This window comes from Afifella sp. JA880 (assembly GCF_025379905.1).
In the GTDB taxonomy this organism is placed as follows: Bacteria; Pseudomonadota; Alphaproteobacteria; order Rhizobiales; family Afifellaceae; genus Afifella; species Afifella aestuarii.
The window spans coordinates 411,265-428,706 of the sequence record NZ_JAOANH010000002.1 but is presented as its reverse complement, the minus strand read 5'-3'; the positions used below and the strand labels follow the sequence as shown (position 1 = coordinate 428,706).

Here is a 17,442-nt window from a genome sequence, read left to right as displayed (position 1 = left end):
CGTGACGGCGGTTCTGGAACAATCGGTTTCTATCGCTGCGGAGCCTCCCGATCAGCCGGAGGTGCATGCGCTCATCGCCGACCTCAACGCCTATCTTCTGTCTTTCTACCTTCCCGAAGCCTGCCACCACATGACGGTGGCGGAATTGTCGGAGCCCAATATCGTCTTCTTCGTCGCCCGTGAGCGGGGAAAGGCGGTCGGCTGCGGCGCGCTGCGGGTCCTGTCTGAGGACGAGGGTGAGGTGAAGCGGATGTATGTGGCGCCGGGCCAGCAGGGGCGTGGCCTCGGCCGGCTGATCCTCACGGCGATCGAAGCGCGTGCCCGCGACATGGCGCTTGCCACGCTTCTTCTGGAAACCGGCGACCAGCAACCGGCCGCCCTCAACCTCTACCGTTCGGCCGGCTTCGCCGTCCGCGGTCCCTATCTCGATTATCCCGATGACGGCGTCTCCATCTTCATGGAAAAACGCCTTTCCAACTGAGCCGATTTCGATGACCGATCTTACTTCCCTTACCATCGCCGAGATCGGCGATGGCCTCGCCGCCAAGTCGTTCTCCGCCGTGGAGCTGACGGAGGCGTATCTGTCCGCCATCGATGCGGCGAACGATGCGCTCAACGCCTATGTGGCCGTGACGCCCGACAAGGCGCGCGAGATGGCGAAAGCTTCCGATGAGCGCCTCGCCAGGGGCGAGGGTGGAACGCTCGAAGGCGTGCCGCTCGGCATCAAGGATCTCTTTGCCACCGAAGGCGTGCATTCGCAGGCGGGCTCGCACATCCTCGACGGCTTCGAGCCGCGCTACGAATCGACGGTGACCGCCAATCTGTGGGCCGACGGCGCGGTCATGCTGGGCAAGCTCAACATGGACGAGTTCGCCATGGGCTCCTCCAACGAGACCTCGCATTACGGCCCGGTGGTCAGCCCGTGGCGGGCGAAGGGGTCGAACACCGATCTCGTGCCGGGCGGTTCCTCGGGCGGCTCGGCGGCCGCGGTTGCCGCCAATCTCTGCGCCGGCGCGACGGCGACGGATACAGGCGGTTCGATCCGCCAGCCGGCGGCCTTCACCGGCACTGTCGGCATCAAGCCAACCTATGGGCGCTGCTCGCGCTGGGGCATCGTCGCCTTCGCCTCCTCGCTCGACCAGGCGGGCCCGATCGCGCGCACCGTCAAGGATGCGGCGATCATGCTGAAATCCATGGCCTCGGTCGACGCGAAGGATTCCACCTCCGTCGACATCGCCGTGCCGGATTATCCGGCCGCGCTCGGCGAAAGCGTCAAGGGGCTCAAAATCGGCGTGCCGAAGGAATACCGCGTCGAGGGAATGCCGGAGGAAATCGAAAAGCTCTGGCAGCAGGGCATCGACTGGTACCGTGACGCAGGCGCCGAGATCGTCGAAGTGTCGCTGCCGCACACCAAATACGCGCTGCCGGCCTATTACATCGTGGCACCCGCCGAGGCTTCTTCGAACCTCGCGCGCTATGATGGTGTCCGCTATGGCCTGCGCGTCGACGGCGACGACATCATCGACATGTACGAGAAGACGCGCGCGGCGGGCTTCGGCCGCGAGGTGAAGCGGCGCATCATGATCGGCACCTATGTGCTCTCCGCCGGCTATTACGACGCCTATTATCTGCGCGCCCAGAAGGTGCGCACGCTGATCAAGCGCGATTTCGAGGACGTCTTTGCCGCGGGTGTCGACGCCATTCTGACGCCGGCGACACCGTCGGCCGCCTTCGGCATCGCCGATCAGGAGATGAATTCCGATCCGGTGAAGATGTATCTGAACGACGTCTTCACGGTGACGGTGAACATGGCCGGGCTTCCGGGCATCGCGGTGCCGGCAGGCCTCGACGCCAAGGGCCTGCCGCTCGGCCTGCAGCTCATCGGCCGTCCCTTCGACGAGGCGACCTTGTTCAAGGCCGGGCAGGTGATCGAAGACGCCGCCGGCTCATTCAAGCCGGAACGCTGGTGGTGACCGCGGGCCTCATCGACCCGGACTGGCTCGTCGAGATCGAGTTCGAGGCGGTGATCTCCGAATAAACGGTTCTCTCAGAGCTTGCTGAGGCCGCCGCCGCTGCCGGCGGCGGGGCTAGCAATATGGCCGCTCATCTCCGAGCCCGCATCGTCCGGCAGGCGCAGGAAGAAGAGCATGGAGAGGGCGGAGACGATCGCCACGCCGTAAAAGGCGAAGTGGAAATCGCCGATCTCGATCCCTCCGCCGTGGCTGAGCATCGAAACCTCCAAGAGCGTGCCGCCGACGGCGACGCCTGTCGCGAGCGAAATCTGCTGTGCCGTCGCCCAAAGGCTCGTCGCATGGCTCATGCGCTCGTGGTCGATATCGGCAAAGGCGAGTGCGTTGAGCGAGGTGAATTGCAGCGAGCGGGCGAAGCCGCCGGCAAGCAGCAGCCCCATCATGACGAGCGCCGGGGTTTCCTCGGTGAAGAAACCGATGACGCCGAGGAAGGCCGCGCCGATCAGCGTGTTGGCCACGAGGACGGCGCGAAAGCCGAGGCGGCGCAGAATGGGCTGCGCCAGAAACTTCATGAACAGCGCACCGGCCGCGCCGGTGAAGGTGATGAGGCCGCTTTGAAACGGGCTGAGGCCAAAACCCATCTGCAGCATCAGGGGCAGGAGGAAGGGCATGGCGCCGACGCCGATGCGGAAGAGGGTGGCGCCGCCGAGGCTCAAGCCGAAAGACGGCACGCGGATGAGGGAGAGATCGACCACCGGATAGGTGACGCGCCGCGCGTGGCGGAGATAGGCAAGCGCGGACACGCCGCCGATGACGATCATCGTCTGCCAGGCGATTGCCGGCAGCACGCCGAGGCTTGCGACCGAAAAGCCGAAGACGAGGCCTGAACTCGCAAGGCCCATCAGAACGACGCCGAGTGAATCGAGCGGGCGCGTCTCCTCCGATTTCAATTCCGGCACGAAGCGGAGCGCGAAGAAGATGCCCAGAATGCCGATCGGAATGTTGATCAGAAAGATCCAGTGCCAGGAGAAATAGGTGGTGATGAAGCCGCCGAGCGGCGGACCCGAGATCGGCCCCAGCAGAGCGGGGATCGAAAACCACGCCATGGCATTGACGAAATCGCGCTTTTCCACCGTGCGCATGATCACGAGGCGGCCGACGGGCGTCATCATGGCGCCGCCCAGCCCCTGCAGGAAGCGCGCGCCGACGAAGTTCATGAGCGAATTGGACGCGGCGCAGGCGAGCGAGCCGATCATGAAGACGATGATCGCCGAGGTGAAAACCCGCCGCGCGCCGAAACGGTCGGCCGCCCAGCCGGACACCGGGATGAAGATCGCAAGCGACAGAAGATAGACGGTCAAGGCGAGCTTGAGCGCGATCGGCGTGGTGCCGATGTCGGCCGCGATCTGCGGGAGCGACGTGGAAATCATGGTCGCGTCCATGTTTTCCATGAAGAGCGCGACCGCGACGATAAGCGGGATAAGACGGTGGGCGGGCATTGAAAAAGAAAGGCTGGGACGGAGGTCTTATTCCCGCGTTTTGTCGCAGGGCGCAATCTTTTCAATGCAGGGATAGACGCGGAAGGCCTGACCTGCGGGCCTGACGGCGAGGGTTATGCGATCAGCGGGCGGGCGCGGCGCGTGCGGCGAGAATCGGTCGGTCGCGGCAGAAATCTCGCGGAGGTTGTGCGCGGGAGGCTCGTCAGTGAAGCGTGGTGATGGCGGTTTTCTCGGGCGACCGGTAGGTCGTCTCCTGTCTCACGCCTCCAGCGGATTGGGCTCAGGGGAAATGCGCCCCAAGCAAAATGGGGCAGGCGGAGACGGAGCGGATCCTTGGCACGAGACCGAAGTCCCGAGCTCCCCCCAAGCCGCTCACGTCACCGCCTACCCCGGCCCCCATCCGGTGGGCGTATTCGCTTTGGCTGCCCTCCGAGGTTCAGGCAGAGGCGCCGAAGCGGACGCCGCGCCGATCAATCGAGTGCCAGGCACTCACATCGGCGCTTTCGGACCGGGCCTGTCTCGGGTCGCCGTCCAACTGGGCGGCGAGTGCCTCGATAAGTTGCAGGTTCGGGCAAAAAACCGGCGCGTCCGCATTCTCACCGTCTGCAAGGTATGCTTCGCAAGGGCATACAGAGTCGCAGGTGATACAGCGGCCGAGGGCGTTGCGCGTCTCGTTGTCGCCGAGCTTGTTCGTGACATCGCTCGGGCCCAAGCCGTAGATCGCCATCATTCGGCGCATCCGGTTCAGGTGTTCGAGGTAGCGCTTCTTGAGTGCCATACTCGCCTCCGCCGTGCTGCGGGCTGCCCGCTTGCGGCGAAATTATGGCCGAGTGCGAAGGCCAACATTGATCAGGATCAATTGGCGGGTCCTGCGCGTGTTAACTGAAAATTTACGATGGCAGCAACTCGGCCGGGAACACTTCGTCTTGTTAACCATTTCGAGCCCGATTTGCCTCAATTTGGGCAAGGTTGATCGAGCGCTGGGGAGTAGCATGAGACGAGAATACTGGCGTACGGCGCGGCAGATGCTCGCTGTGGCTGCATTGTCGGCGGCGGCCATCGGAATGTTGGCGGCGAGCGTTTCCGCCGCAAGAGCGGCCGATCTCGATGTCGGCTATTATCCACCGGTCAATCCGCAGCCGCAGGTCGTGGTGTGTCCGATCGGCGGGGAGACCGTGAAGCTCTTCGACAAAGAAGGGCGGCCGACCGTTCCGGCGCGCACGCCGTATTTCTATTGCGCCACCGGCGAGACGCTCCTGCCGGGCGAGATCCCGCCGCCGCCGGAATATTGCTGCTACTGAGGTTTGGCCTCTGGGGGCTGAGCCTTACCGGCATGCCGGGTGCGGCTTTGCGATCTGATGCGCGGCCGGCGGCGGGCGACTGGCCTCTTTCCTTTCGGCGAAACGGTGGTCTATAGCGGGCGCAACGCTGGAGCCTTTGCGAATGATCGCCGAAAACCGCAATACAAATCCGAAAAACCTCATTGCCGGTGCGACCGGTGACTGGGAAATCGTCATCGGCATGGAAGTCCATGCCCAGGTCGCCTCGAACTCGAAGCTCTTTTCCGGCGCCGCTACGGCGTTCGGGGGCGAGCCGAACGATCATGTGAGCCTCGTCGACGCGGCGATGCCCGGCATGTTGCCGGTGATCAACGAGGAATGCGTGGCGCAGGCGGTGCGCACGGGGCTCGGCCTCAAGGCTGAGATCAACTACCGCTCGGTTTTCGCCCGCAAGAACTATTTCTATCCCGATCTGCCGCAGGGCTATCAGATCTCGCAGTACGACCAGCCGATCGTCGGCGAGGGCGAGATGATCGTCGAGGTCGGCCCGGACAAGAAGGGCGAGTTCGAAGAGATCACGATCGGCATCGAGCGGCTGCATCTGGAACAGGATGCCGGCAAGTCGCTGCACGACCAGCACGAGACGATGAGCTTCGTCGATCTCAACCGTTCGGGCGTCGCCCTGATGGAGATCGTCTCCAAGCCCGATCTCCGGTCGTCCGACGAGGCCAAGGCCTATCTCGCCAAATTGCGTTCGATCCTGCGCTATCTCCGGACGTCCGACGCGGACATGGACAAGGGCAATCTCCGCGCCGACATCAACGTTTCGGTGCGGCGGCCGGGCGAGCCTTTCGGAACGCGCTGCGAGATCAAGAACGTCAATTCCATTCGGTTCGCCGGTCAGGCGATCGAATATGAGGCGCGCCGCCAGATCGGCGTCATCGAGGATGGCGGCACGATCGATCAGGAGACGCGGCTCTTCGACCCGAACAAGGGCGAGACGCGGTCGATGCGCTCCAAGGAAGAGGCGCATGATTATCGCTATTTCCCCGATCCCGACCTTCTGCCGCTCGAGATCGACGCCGCCTATGTCGAGGCGCTGGCCGCGGATCTGCCGGAATTGCCCGACGACAAGCGCGTGCGTCTGATCCAGGCTTTCGGCCTGTCGGCCTATGATGCGTCGATCCTCGTCTCTGAGCGTGCCATCGCCGATTACTTCGAGCATGTCGCCGAGGGCCGTGACGGCAAGCAGGCGGCGAACTGGGTGATCAACGATCTCCTGGGCGCGCTCAACAAGGACGGTCGGACGATCGAGGAATCGCCCGTCTCTCCGGCGCAGCTCGGCGAAATTCTCGACATGCTCAAGGAAGAGGTGATCTCTGGCAAGATCGCCAAGGACCTTTTCGAGATCGTCTACAGCGAGGGCGGGGATCCGCGCGAGATTGTCGAGGCGCGGGGCATGAAGCAGGTGACCGACACCGGCGCCATCGAGAAGGTGGTGGACGAGGTGATCGCCGCCAACCCGGACAAGGTCGAGCAGGCGAAGGCCAAGCCGACGATGATCGGCTGGTTCGTCGGCCAGGTGATGAAGGCGAGCCAGGGCAAGGCCAATCCGCAGGCCGTCAACGCCCTCTTGAAGGAAAAGCTCGGCATCGAATAGGCTGAGACGGCAACGAGAGCGGATCGGTGGGGGCGCCCGCCGATTGCCTTTCCCGGGGGGCGCAGTTCGGAATGGATTCGCAGGCTCTCGCGATGACCGCGCGGTTTTGTTCTGTCATCGCGTTCTTTCTCGGCGTGCTGATCTGGGCGGAGGGCGCTTCCGATCTCGTCCTCAATCTTCACATGATTGCCGGGGGCATTTTTCTCGCCGCCTTGTGGATCCTGAGCCGCCGCCTGCTGACGGTGAGGCCCTGGATTTCGGCAGCGGGCTTCATTCTCATCCCCCTCGTCGTGCTTGCCGGCATTGCGCCGATCCTTAATTTGATCGACGGGCGGGTGACGGGCGCCTTGCATCTCCTGCTCGCCGTCGCGGCTATCGGTGTCGCGGAGATGACCGCCGAACGGTTGAAGCTTGCGGCTTGAGCGCGAGATTGCGGACCGTCCGCAGGCCCGCTGCAACCCTCTTTCCCGTCCCATGCCTCACGCTGATCAGATCTTCCTGCGCGGTTGGCGAGCGATGACCGCCGGCTCACATGCCGGTTCGACAGACATCAATTTCTGAATTGGAGAGCGAACGATGACGAAAATGCTGATCATGGCCGCCAGGGTGTTGGCCCTCGTTGCGCTCGCCCTCGGGGCGGCGTGGTGGTTCGGCTATTACGAATTGCCCATCCACCTGCATATGACCTTCGGCGGGCTTTTCGTGCTGATCTTGTGGGCGCTCGCCTTCAAGGTGATGCCGGTTTCGAAGGGGGTGGCTGCAGGAGCTTTCGTGCTCGGCCTTCTTCTGCCCGTCGTCGGGCTGGCGCAGCTCCACATGCCGATCGCGAGCGCACCCTGGCTCCTGAAGCTCGTGCACGTGGTGGTCGCACTCGCCGCCATCGGTATCGCCGAAGCGGCAGCAAAGCGCGCCAAGTCCGTGGCAAATGCGTGACGGCGGGGAGTAGGAAAAAGTCGATGTGCGGGCAGCTCGCGGTCTCTGCGCGAGTGCCCCGCTTATTCTAAGCATTTAAGAACAAAAAGGCGACTGCACTTGCGTGCAGCCGCCTCCACAATACCTGGACTGGAAGAGATTACTTCTTGCCGCCCTTACCGCCCTTCGGATCCTTCGGGCCCGGCTTCGGAGTATTTGCCATCGTCTCTATCCTGAAAGCATCGGCGGTGTTGGCTGGGCCGGAATTGGCCTTTAGAGCTCACCGTCGATAGTTGAAATCTTGTTTTTGACTTGTGTCCGCGTTGAGGCGGAAATGCGGCGCAAATCCGGCATCGTGAAGGTAATGCCGCGGCTTTGCGCCGGCGAAGGAATGGTCGAGAGGATGCAATGAGATGGTTGAATTGGTGATCCGCCGAGCCAAACGGGGTGACCTTGCGGCGTTGATCGCCATCTTTGCGGCCGATGATATCGGCGGCCATGGCGACACGCTGCATCCTGCGGCCTTGCCGTCCTACCAGAAGGCGTTCGAGGAGCTGGCGGGCAGCCCGGACGAGTGTCTTTACGTCGCCGAACAGGACGGCGAGGTGATCGGCACCTTCCAGCTCGGATTTCGTTATTCGCTACCCGATCGCGGCGCTCTGAAAGCCACGCTCGAAGCCGTCCAGGTGCGCTCCGCCGAGCGGGGGCAGGGGATCGGCGGCAAGCTCGTCCGCTTTGCCATCGCCGAGGCGCGACGCAAGGGCGCGCATTCGCTCTCCCTCACGTCGAACAACGCCCGCCGCGACGCGCACCGCTTCTACGAGCGCCTCGGGTTTCAGAACACGCATCGCGGCTACAAGCTTTTTCTGGACTGAGGCCTTCTCCGGCGATTGGGTTATTGAGCTCACGCGCACATGCGCCTAAAGGCGTGCCATGAAAGAGCATCCCTCCGAACAGCACGATACGCTGCTCATCATCGATTTCGGTTCGCAGGTCACCCAGCTCATTGCGCGGCGGGTGCGCGAAGCCGGCGTCTATTCCGAAGTCGTGCCCTTCCAGAAGGCCGAAGAGGCGCTTGAGCGGCTCAATCCCCGTGGCATCATCCTTTCGGGCAGTCCGGCCAGCACGACGGAAATCGACACGCCGCGCGCGCCGCAGGCGATCTTCGAGGCCGGCCTGCCGGTGCTCGGCATCTGTTACGGCGAGCAGACGATCTGCCGGCAGCTCGGCGGCGAGGTGGAGCTTTCCGACCATCGCGAATTCGGCCGCGCCTTCGTCGAGGTGAAAGAGGCCTCGCCGCTGTTTGAAGGCGTGTGGGACAAAGGCTCGCGCTACCAGGTGTGGATGAGCCACGGCGACAAGGTGACGGCCATCCCTGAAGGCTTTCGCGTCATCGCCGCCTCGAGCGGGGCGCCGTTTGCCGCGATCGCCGATGAGAGCCGCAAGATCTACGGCGTGCAGTTCCATCCCGAAGTGGTGCACACGCCGGATGGGGCGCGGCTGATTGCGAATTTCGCGCACAAGGTCGTGGGCCTCAAAGACGACTGGTCGATGGCCGCCTTCCGCGAGGAGGCGATCTCCCGCATCCGCGAGGATGTGGGCTCCGGCCGTGTCATCTGCGGGCTTTCCGGCGGCGTCGATTCCTCCGTTGCCGCGGTTCTCCTGCATGAGGCGATCGGCGATCAGCTCACCTGCATCTTCGTCGATCACGGGCTGATGCGGCTCGGCGAGGGCGAGGAGGTCGTCTCGCTCTTCCGCGACCATTACAATATCCCGCTCGTGCATGTGCGCGCCGAGGACATGTTCCTCTCGGCGCTCGAAGGCGAGGCGGACCCTGAGACGAAGCGCAAGACGATCGGCCGCCTCTTCATCGAGACCTTTGAAGCCGAGGCGGAGAAGCTTGCCGCCGACGGGCGCAAGGCGCCGGAATTTCTGGCGCAGGGCACGCTCTATCCGGACGTGATCGAATCCGTGTCCTTCACCGGCGGGCCTTCGGTAACGATCAAATCGCACCACAATGTCGGCGGGCTGCCGGAGCGGATGAATCTGAAGCTCGTCGAGCCGCTGCGCATGCTCTTCAAGGATGAGGTGAGGGCGCTCGGGCGCGAGCTCGGACTGCCTGAAAGCTTCGTCGGACGCCATCCCTTCCCGGGGCCGGGCCTTGCCATCCGCTGCCCGGGCGGTGTGACGCGCGACAAGCTCGACATTTTGCGCAAGGCCGATGCGATCTATCTCGACGAGATCCGCAAGGCGGGGCTCTATGACGCGATCTGGCAGGCCTTTGCCGTGCTTCTGCCGGTGCAGACCGTCGGTGTGATGGGCGATGCCCGCACCTATGATTTCGTCTGTGCGCTGCGCGCCGTCACCTCGGTCGACGGTATGACGGCCGACTTCTTCCACTTCGACATGGACTTCCTGGGCGCGGCCGCGACCCGCATCATCAACGAGGTGAAGGGCATCAACCGCGTCGTCTACGACGTGACCTCGAAGCCTCCGGGAACCATCGAGTGGGAGTGACGAGATAAACGGCGGCACCTGGGACAAGCAAATAGAATGACGCGGATACTGAAATATGCGGTCATCTTATTTGCTCTCTTGCTTGTCGGTCTCGTGGGTTATGGCGCCAAGGGATACTGGGATGCGGTCTCGGATGCCGAGGGCTTGTGTGCTCAGGCTGACGCGGCGATTGCTCAAGGGCGAGGCGGGGGCTCTCTGGGGCCGGCCCGCCGGGATATCCTGCTCGCTGTCGAAGACCCGAATTTTTCAACGCATCCCGGCGTGGATTTCTCCACCCCGGGCGCCGGCTTGACCACCATCATCCAATCGGCGGCCAAGCGGCTCGCCTTTGAGGAATTTCACCCCTGTCTCGGAAAGATGCGCCAGACCGGCTATGCGCTCGGGATGGAGAGCCGTCTTTCCAAGGAGCAGATCCTTGCCCTGTGGCTGGAGACGCTGGAAATGGGCAACAGTCCCGATGGCTGGATGGTCGGCTTTCATTCGGCAAGCTCAGCGATTTATGGGCGGCCTCCAGCCGAACTGACCGAAGCCGAGTTCATCAGGCTCGTGGCGGTGCTGATCGCGCCGGCTTCCTATGATCTCGTTGGAAGCGACGCCAAGCTGGACGAACGGGTGGCCCGGATCCACCGTTTGGTGGCGGGGGCGTGCGCGCCTGCGGGTTTTTCGGATGTCTGGCTCGAGGGATGCGGGCAGCGAGCCGAGTGAACTGCGGCTCAGGCTTCCGCTGGATGCGCCTGCTGCCGGCCCACTGCCGGCCCTTTGAAAGCCGACATGGTACGATGTGCCCAATCGTCGCGACCTGGCAAAAATGCCCCTCGAAAACATGGATCGCCGAACTTTTTTGCTTTTGGTCATCGACTTTCGGCTCCGGACCGGGTTTTTAGTCCGCCAGCCTGAGCCGGTCACGCGATGATCCTTCCCTGTGCCGGCATCAACTCACACCAGCGCATCCGTTTCGGCCCCAAGACGGCCGGTCGGCATGCCAAGAGCCCCACAGGATCGGTTCATGAACGCTCCGCGCGAAAAGTGGCATTCCCGCATCGGCTTTGTCGTTGCCGCTGCCGGCTCCGCCGTCGGCCTCGGCAATATCTGGAAGTTTCCCTACATCACCGGCGAGAACGGCGGTGCCGCTTTCCTCCTGCTTTATCTCGCGATCGTCTTCACGATCGGCCTGTCCGTGCTGCTGGCTGAAGTCGCCGTCGGGCGCGCGAGCCAGAGCGATGCGCTGTCGGCCTTCAAGGTGCTCGGCCATAAGGGCTGGACCGTGGTCGGCGCGATCGGCCTGACCGTCGCCTTCCTGATCCTGTCGTTTTATTCGGTCATCGCCGGCTGGACGATCGCCTATGTGATCAAGTCCGCCGACGGCGCCTTCAGCGGCCTCGACATCGGCGGTATCGGAGATTCCTTCGTCGGCTTCATCTCCGATCCCTGGCAGCCGTTGATCTACCAGGCGGCGTTCGTCGTGCTCACCGTTTTCGTGGTGTTGAAGGGCGTCGCCTCCGGCATCGAACGGGTCAGCAAGATCCTGATGCCCGTCCTGTTCCTGATCCTGCTCGCCCTCGTCGCCCGCTCGATGACGTTGCCGGGCGCGGAAGCCGGCCTGAAATTCTTCCTGTCGCCGGACTTTTCCAAGATCAACGGCACGGTTTTCATGGCCGCCCTCGGCCAGGCGTTCTTCTCGCTTTCCATCGGCATGGCGGCGATGCTGACCTACGGCTCCTATCTCGACCGCGACACCCGCATCGGCCGCTCGGCCTGGTACATCGTCTCCCTCGACACGATGGTGGCGGTGCTGGCCGGCCTTGCCATTCTGCCGGCGGTCTTTGCCTTCGGTCTCGACCCGGAAGCCGGTCCGGCGCTCACCTTCATCACCCTGCCGACGGTGTTCCAGGCCATGCCCGGCGGCGCGATCTTCGGACCCGCCTTCTTCGTGCTGTTGCTGATTGCGGCGCTGACCTCCTCGGTCTCGCTCCTGGAACCGCTCGTCGCCCTGTTCTGCGACCGCGGTTTCGGCCGGGTGCCGACGACCATCGCCATCGGCGTCGTCACCTTCCTGCTCGGCGTTCCGTCTTCGCTGTCGCAGGGCATCTGGGCCGACTACAAGCTGTTCGGCATGGGGTTCCTTGATCTCCTCGACTTCCTGACCGCCAACATCATGCTGCCGATCTCCGGCCTGATGGTGGCGATTTTCGTCGGCTGGGTGCTGGGGCCGCGGGCCGCGAACGAGGTGACCATGGACGGCGAGCATCCCGGCATCTTCTTGACTCTGTGGATCTTCATCCTGCGCTTCGTCGCCCCGGTCGCGATCCTGGCGATCCTCATCAACGGGCTGATGTAGGGACATCCGGCCCTATCAATATGACAGGCGAGGGGACGCGCGAGAGGCGCGCCCCCTTGCGGATGGAACGGGTGCCGGCCGGCGGCCGGCATTTCCGTGCTTTGGGAGCCCCGCGCGGTTTCTATCGGCCGATGCTCCTAATCGTCCGCGACCGGGCTCGGTCCGCGTTCGAGATAGGTCGACAAAGCGATGTAGCTGCGGGTCCCCTTGAAGCCCTCGATGGAATGGATGCGCTCCAGAAGCTCCTCCAAGGCCTGCGTGTCGCGCGTCCTCACCTTGAGGAGCATGGCGCTTTCGCCCGTGACAGTGTGGATCTCTTCCACTTCGGGAAGCTCCTTGAGCGCCAGCAGCTGGCGCGTCACCGCCCAGCTCGTCGTGTCGATATGCACGAAGGCCAGAAGGGGTCTTCCGAGCCTTGCGCCGTCGAGAACGGCGATATTGGCCTTGATCACGCCATCCTGCCGCAGGCGCTTGACGCGCTCGTGCACGGCCGGAGGCGATAGGTGGAGCAGCTTGCCCAGCTCGGCATAGCTCCGCGTGGAATCCTCAGCCAAAAGACCTAACAGGGTTCGGTCCTTGTCGTCCAAACGGGCCGGCGGTGCGAGCCGCTGCCGAACCTGGTTCGTATCTTTCGTCATCGCCCGAAATGCCTTTGGTGCGGAATATCATTCGGCATTATGATGTCTGGATCTTATGAAATGCAATAAATACCCGTTTAGTCTGAAGGAAAGTAAGGCATGTTCGATACGAAGGTCGCCATTCTGGTGCTGGACGATCTCGCGACCTGGCAGAAGCTGAACGTCACTGCGTTCCTCGCGACCGGCGTGGCCGCCATGGCTCCGGAGGCGATGGGCGAGCCCTATGAGGATGCGGCGGGACGACGGTTCGCCAGTCTCCTCGGACAGCCGATGCTGATCTTCGCGGCGGGAGAAAGCGAGCTCAAGCGCGCCCACCGCATTTCGGGAGAAAAAGGGCTTCTCACGGCCGCCTATGTCAGGGCGATGTTCTCGACGGGCCACGACGCGGCGAACCGCGAGGTGTTCAAGGCCGAACCCGCCGATGCCCCCGATCTCGTCGGGATCGCGATCCGCGGTCCGAAGAAGGACGTCGACAAGGCGACAAAGGGGGCGAAGCTGCATCCATGACGCGAAGCTTCGGCTGTCGTCTCTCCTAACTCTTGTCCTTTGTGACCTTCGGCGCCGCGGGGCGCGGCGCCGAAGGTTTTGCGTCCGTCGAGGAGGTCGGCGTGATGGTCCGCCTTTCCGGCGGCATCGATCAAGGTCATGCCGCGAGACGGCGCGGTCGTTCGTGAATCAACCGGCGCTGGCTGCGTAATCCATGCGAGCGAGGTCTTCCAAAAGCGTCGGTCCCGTCGGCTTCCAGCCGAGCCGTTCGCGGGTGAGGGCACTGGACGCCGGCATGTCGAGACTTGCAAAGCCTGAGAGCCATCCAAAGTGGGTCTCGGCCTCGTTCTTCGTCAAGGATTGGACCGGCACATCGAGGCCGGCCCCGATCGCTTCCGCTATGGCGCGCATCGGAACGGCTTCCTCGGCCACGGCGTGCCAGCGGATGCCCGGCGCGTGGTGATCGAGCGCGAGGACATAGAGGCGGCCGACGTCTTCGACGGCGGCGGCGCACCAGCGGTTGCTGCCCTCATCCACATAGGCCGACACGCCTTTTTCGCGGGCGAGGTCGATCAGTGGCGAGATCAGGCCCTGTTTGACGGGATCGTGGACCTGAGGCAGCCGCACGACGCCGACGGAGACGCCCCGTTCCCCGACGGCGAGGCCCGCGAGCTCGCTCTTGATCCGGGGGATCGGATGCTCGCGATCAAAGATATCCTCGCGGGCGAACTGTCCCGGCCCGGGGCTGCCCATCGCGGTGCCCGAGGTGATGAGGAGCGGACGATCCGACCCGGCCAGCACGTCGCCGATCGCCTCGATCACCCGCCGGTCCTTGTCGCAATTCTCCTCATATTGCGCGAAATTATGGTCGAATGCCGTGTGGATCACGGCGTCGACGCCCTCGGCGCCCTTCGCCAGGGCTCTCGGGTCGTCGAGATCGCCGCGGTGGACTGCGGCGCCGGCCTCCTGCAGCCGGCGCGCACCCGCCTCGGAGCGGGTGTTGCCAAGCACCTGGTGCCCCTCCGCAAGCAGATTGGGTAGGATTCGCGAGCCGATAAAGCCGGTTGCGCCAGTCAGAAATACACGCATCAGGTTCTTCCTCTTTGAGAGGATCCGTATTTCGCGAGCTTCCGATACCTGTTAAAGTAGTGAGCTTATCATGGTATAATTCGCAACAGGATGGATCGTGCCGGACGAGACGCCAAACCAGCTCGGCATGTACCTGCGCGATCGCCGCACGCGGCTCGATCCGGCGTCGTTCGGTTTCGTCGGAGGCCGGCGCCGCACGCCTGGACTGCGCCGCGAGGAGGTCGCCGCTCGCGCGAATATCAGCCCGACCTGGTACACCTGGCTCGAGCAGGGGCGCGGCGGCGCGCCCTCCGCCGACGTGCTCGACCGGATCGCCAAGGGGCTGATGCTGACGGAGCCCGAGCGCGAGCACCTCTATATGCTGGCCCTCGGCCATCCGCCGGAAGTGCGGTACCAGCCGGTCGAAGGCGTCACCCCGCGGCTCCAGCGCGTGCTCGACGCGATGCCGCTCAGCCCCGCCATCATCAAGACGGCGCTGTGGGATGTTGTCGGCTGGAACAGGGCCGCGGCGGCGCTTTTGACCGACTATTCCAAGCTGCCGCGCGAGCGACGCAACATCCTCCGCCTCATGTTCAGCAGCTCCCGTGTGCGCGCCAAGCAGGAGGGGTGGGAGAGCGTCGCTCGCTTCGTCGTCGGCTCGTTCCGGGCGGATGTGGCGCGAGCGGGCGCGAGCGGCAGCGCCGAGGTGATGCGGCTCGTTGCCGAGCTATGCGAGATGAGCCCCGAGTTCGAGGCGCTGTGGCAGGACAACGACGTGGTCGCGCATGGCGAGGGCGTGAAATGCATTCATCATCCGGAGGCGGGAATGCTCGATCTGGAATTCTCCTCCTTCGCCGTCGAAGGGCGGCCCGAGCTCGGCATGATCGTCTATAACCCTGCATCGCCAGAGGACGCCGAGCGCTTGCGAGCTCTCATCGACGCGAAAACGATCTAGTCGGGTTGCAGCGGACTAGGACCAAGGGTGTCCGTGACATGATGCATATCCGTTCGGGCGCGTGCCGCTCTTTCTATGGACATAGGTCGTCGCGGCCTTTGGCGCGACGGCGGGAAGCGCCGCCACGATGAAACACTCGTGCGGGTCCGGACTGTTCTCGATGAAGATGTCTGTATGGTCTAACGCACAATCGAGTTTGTACTATAGTTCACATTAAATAATAATTGAATATTGTAAAGTTTATCGGGATGATGCCTGGCGTCTGCGTGGGGTTTTGCGTGGTGTGGCGGGCGGTATGTCAGAGTTTGCGTTTCGTCGAGGTCATCGCTTCTCGCGTGTTGCCGCTCCAATTTTTGTGGAGGCAAAGGGCGGAAATCTTTCCGCGAGTTTTCTCGCATGTTTCGCCTGACAAGCGGTCGGGCCGGGGCGGGGGTGTCGCTGACGGCTCTCCTTGCCGAAGCTTCTTCGTCGTTTCTCTCGCCTTGTCTTTTCTCGTCGGAAATTCTGCTGCACTCGCAGGTGCGTGGACGCTGCAGAAAGGCGCCGGTCAGGTGATCGGGACGTTGGTCTTTTCGCAAAGTCCAGGCGACCTCACGGGCCTCGTCTACGACACCACGAAGACGGAATTCACGCTCTTTGCCGAATATGGCGTCACACGCGACCTGACGGTGATCGCGGCACCTGGATTTCGCCGTGCCTCGGTCGGAGATTCGACGAGCAGCGGGCCGGGATATTTCGATTTCGGTGCGCGCTATCAGGTCTTCAGGAAAGGTGCGGCGGTCGCATCACTTCAGGGGATCGCGCGCATTCCGGGCGCCTCCGATCCCACAGTTTTGGCCAATCTCGGCTCCACCAACGCGGAATATGATCTGCGTGGTCTCTTCGGCTACGGCTTCAAGCTCGGCGAGAACGATGCATTCGTCGACATTCAGGCCGGCTACCGGTTCCGGACGGCCGGACCGGCGGACGAAGTGCGGGCCGATCTCACGTTCGGCTACCGCTTGCGGCCGGATCTGCTCCTCATCGGTCAGTCCTTCAATACGGTGAGCGTCGGAGAGGTTCAGGGCGGCTTCCGACGCGTTCGGGAGCATAAGCTGCAGGTGAGTGCCGTCTACGACGTCAACGCCCGTCTCTCCGTGCAGGCCGGCAGCTTTGCGACTGTCCTGGGAGAGAACGCGCTTCGCGAGCGGGCCGTCTTCTCCGCCGTCTGGGTCCGTTTCTGAGCCATCGAGAGGTCCTCAGAGACTGCCCATAATCGCCCGCGCCGCTTCCATAGCGAGCGGAGAGGCCCGTTTGACGAAATCCTCAGGTGTCCATTCCGACAGCGATCCTGCCACGTGGATCGCGCCGAGGGGGACACCGTCGCCGCGCGAGATCGCCACGCCGAGCGCCACTTCGCCGTGCAGAAACTCCTCGACGACCAGAGCGTAGCCGTCGGTGCGGGCCTTTTGGATTATCTTCATGATTGCGTCGGGCTCGACGACCGTTTTGGCGGTGTACTTGTGCAAAGGCGTGCGCTGGACGATGTCGCGTGCTGCCTCGTCCGGCAGGAGCGAGAGGAGGGCGCGGCCGCCCGCCGTGCAATAGGTCGGCACGCTGTGGCCGACGAGGGTGGCGTGGAAGGTCTCGCGTTTGCTCTGCATGCGCAGAGCGTAGATGATGCGGGTCTCGTCATAGAGGCTGAAATCGACGCGCTCGCGGATCGTCTTGCGCAGCTCCAGGAGCACGGGCGTCGCTTTCTGTATGACGGGATCGAGCCGGAGCACGTCGAGCGTGTGGTCGAGAAGGCGGATGCCCGGGAGATAGCCGCGATCGCCCGGGCCGCGTCGCAGATATCCGAGTTTCGAGAGCGTGTGGACGAGCCGCTGGGCCGCCGATCTATCGATGCCGGCGCGAAGGGCGATTTCCGAAAGGCTGAGAGGGCCGGACGCGTGATGAAAGGCGCTCAAAACCTGCATGGCCCGGCCGGCCGCGCGGACGAAGAGGCTGTCGTCCTCATAGGGAAGGGAATCGATCGGTTGGGAGGGGTCAGCCCGTAGACGCTTATTCATGGATAGCTTGACGGCTCGTTCGAGGGGGTTACTATGATCGTTGTGCAATATATTTGTATTGCATAGAG

Annotated in this window: 18 protein-coding genes; 13 read left to right on the top strand and 5 right to left on the bottom strand. The window is 63.5% G+C overall.

What is annotated here, in order from left to right; all coding sequences use genetic code 11:
- Nucleotide 1: 1 nt before the first annotated feature.
- Nucleotides 2–481, top strand: coding sequence for a GNAT family N-acetyltransferase (locus tag NYQ83_RS10240; protein ID WP_205649834.1), 480 nt, complete (start codon nucleotides 2–4; stop codon nucleotides 479–481).
- A 10-nt stretch (nucleotides 482–491) separates the two neighbouring features.
- A complete protein-coding gene (gene gatA / locus NYQ83_RS10235; RefSeq protein ID WP_261214496.1) occupies nucleotides 492–1,973 on the top strand; it encodes an Asp-tRNA(Asn)/Glu-tRNA(Gln) amidotransferase subunit GatA in 1,482 nt (493 codons plus the stop codon).
- A 74-nt stretch (nucleotides 1,974–2,047) separates the two neighbouring features.
- Here gatA and NYQ83_RS10230 read toward each other — a convergent pair whose 3' ends face one another.
- Together NYQ83_RS10230 and NYQ83_RS10225 are read right to left on the bottom strand one after the other, a co-directional pair.
- On the bottom strand, nucleotides 2,048–3,412 hold the full coding sequence (locus tag NYQ83_RS10230; protein ID WP_409976989.1) for an MFS transporter: 1,365 nt from the start codon (nucleotides 3,410–3,412) through the stop codon (nucleotides 2,048–2,050).
- Between the two features lie 493 nt (nucleotides 3,413–3,905).
- Entirely contained in the window at nucleotides 3,906–4,247 is a 342-nt protein-coding gene (locus NYQ83_RS10225) for a DUF6455 family protein (protein ID WP_128291388.1), read from the bottom strand.
- Nucleotides 4,248–4,461: 214 nt separating this feature from the next.
- On the opposite strand from NYQ83_RS10225, the gene NYQ83_RS10220 reads away from it, so the two are divergent.
- The 8 genes from NYQ83_RS10220 (at nucleotide 4,462) to NYQ83_RS10185 (ending at nucleotide 12,176) form a co-directional block, all read left to right on the top strand.
- Nucleotides 4,462–4,770 carry a hypothetical protein gene (locus NYQ83_RS10220; RefSeq protein WP_261214494.1) on the top strand — a complete coding sequence of 103 codons (309 nt, stop codon included), beginning with the start codon at nucleotides 4,462–4,464 and terminating at the stop codon, nucleotides 4,768–4,770.
- Between the two features lie 142 nt (nucleotides 4,771–4,912).
- Nucleotides 4,913–6,409, top strand: a complete 1,497-nt coding sequence (gatB, locus tag NYQ83_RS10215; protein WP_128291390.1) for an Asp-tRNA(Asn)/Glu-tRNA(Gln) amidotransferase subunit GatB — start codon at nucleotides 4,913–4,915, stop codon at nucleotides 6,407–6,409.
- Nucleotides 6,410–6,480: 71 nt separating this feature from the next.
- Nucleotides 6,481–6,831 carry a hypothetical protein gene (locus NYQ83_RS10210; protein ID WP_261214491.1) on the top strand — a complete coding sequence of 117 codons (351 nt, stop codon included), beginning with the start codon at nucleotides 6,481–6,483 and terminating at the stop codon, nucleotides 6,829–6,831.
- A gap of 154 nt (nucleotides 6,832–6,985) precedes the next feature.
- Nucleotides 6,986–7,342: a hypothetical protein gene (locus tag NYQ83_RS10205; protein WP_261214489.1), complete on the top strand. Its 357-nt coding sequence runs from the start codon at nucleotides 6,986–6,988 to the stop codon at nucleotides 7,340–7,342.
- A 392-nt stretch (nucleotides 7,343–7,734) separates the two neighbouring features.
- Entirely contained in the window at nucleotides 7,735–8,196 is a 462-nt protein-coding gene (locus NYQ83_RS10200) for a GNAT family N-acetyltransferase (RefSeq protein ID WP_261214488.1), read from the top strand.
- A 58-nt stretch (nucleotides 8,197–8,254) separates the two neighbouring features.
- Complete coding sequence (gene guaA / locus NYQ83_RS10195) at nucleotides 8,255–9,838, top strand: glutamine-hydrolyzing GMP synthase (RefSeq protein ID WP_261214486.1); 1,584 nt, start codon at nucleotides 8,255–8,257, stop codon at nucleotides 9,836–9,838.
- Between the two features lie 93 nt (nucleotides 9,839–9,931).
- On the top strand, nucleotides 9,932–10,543 hold the full coding sequence (locus NYQ83_RS10190; RefSeq protein ID WP_261214484.1) for a transglycosylase domain-containing protein: 612 nt from the start codon (nucleotides 9,932–9,934) through the stop codon (nucleotides 10,541–10,543).
- Between the two features lie 301 nt (nucleotides 10,544–10,844).
- A complete protein-coding gene (locus tag NYQ83_RS10185; protein ID WP_261214482.1) occupies nucleotides 10,845–12,176 on the top strand; it encodes a sodium-dependent transporter in 1,332 nt (443 codons plus the stop codon).
- A 137-nt stretch (nucleotides 12,177–12,313) separates the two neighbouring features.
- Here NYQ83_RS10185 and NYQ83_RS10180 read toward each other — a convergent pair whose 3' ends face one another.
- Nucleotides 12,314–12,814: an Lrp/AsnC family transcriptional regulator gene (locus NYQ83_RS10180; RefSeq protein WP_128291396.1), complete on the bottom strand. Its 501-nt coding sequence runs from the start codon at nucleotides 12,812–12,814 to the stop codon at nucleotides 12,314–12,316.
- A 99-nt stretch (nucleotides 12,815–12,913) separates the two neighbouring features.
- Here NYQ83_RS10180 and NYQ83_RS10175 point away from each other — a divergent pair, with 99 nt between their 5' ends.
- Nucleotides 12,914–13,321, top strand: a complete 408-nt coding sequence (locus NYQ83_RS10175) for a DUF2000 family protein (protein ID WP_128291397.1) — start codon at nucleotides 12,914–12,916, stop codon at nucleotides 13,319–13,321.
- A 168-nt stretch (nucleotides 13,322–13,489) separates the two neighbouring features.
- Here the strand turns inward: NYQ83_RS10175 and NYQ83_RS10170 are convergent, their stop codons facing one another.
- Nucleotides 13,490–14,389 (bottom strand): SDR family oxidoreductase, encoded by a 900-nt coding sequence (locus tag NYQ83_RS10170; protein WP_261214480.1) that lies wholly within the window; start codon nucleotides 14,387–14,389, stop codon nucleotides 13,490–13,492.
- 127 nt (nucleotides 14,390–14,516) lie between these two features.
- Here NYQ83_RS10170 and NYQ83_RS10165 point away from each other — a divergent pair, with 127 nt between their 5' ends.
- Both NYQ83_RS10165 and NYQ83_RS10160 read left to right on the top strand, forming a co-directional pair.
- Nucleotides 14,517–15,323, top strand: a complete 807-nt coding sequence (locus tag NYQ83_RS10165) for a helix-turn-helix transcriptional regulator (RefSeq protein ID WP_261215172.1) — start codon at nucleotides 14,517–14,519, stop codon at nucleotides 15,321–15,323.
- A 551-nt stretch (nucleotides 15,324–15,874) separates the two neighbouring features.
- Nucleotides 15,875–16,546, top strand: a complete 672-nt coding sequence (locus tag NYQ83_RS10160) for a hypothetical protein (protein ID WP_261214479.1) — start codon at nucleotides 15,875–15,877, stop codon at nucleotides 16,544–16,546.
- 15 nt (nucleotides 16,547–16,561) lie between these two features.
- On the opposite strand, the gene NYQ83_RS10155 is transcribed toward NYQ83_RS10160, so the two are convergent.
- Nucleotides 16,562–17,374 carry an IclR family transcriptional regulator gene (locus NYQ83_RS10155; protein ID WP_261214478.1) on the bottom strand — a complete coding sequence of 271 codons (813 nt, stop codon included), beginning with the start codon at nucleotides 17,372–17,374 and terminating at the stop codon, nucleotides 16,562–16,564.
- Between the last annotated feature and the right edge of the window lie 68 nt (nucleotides 17,375–17,442).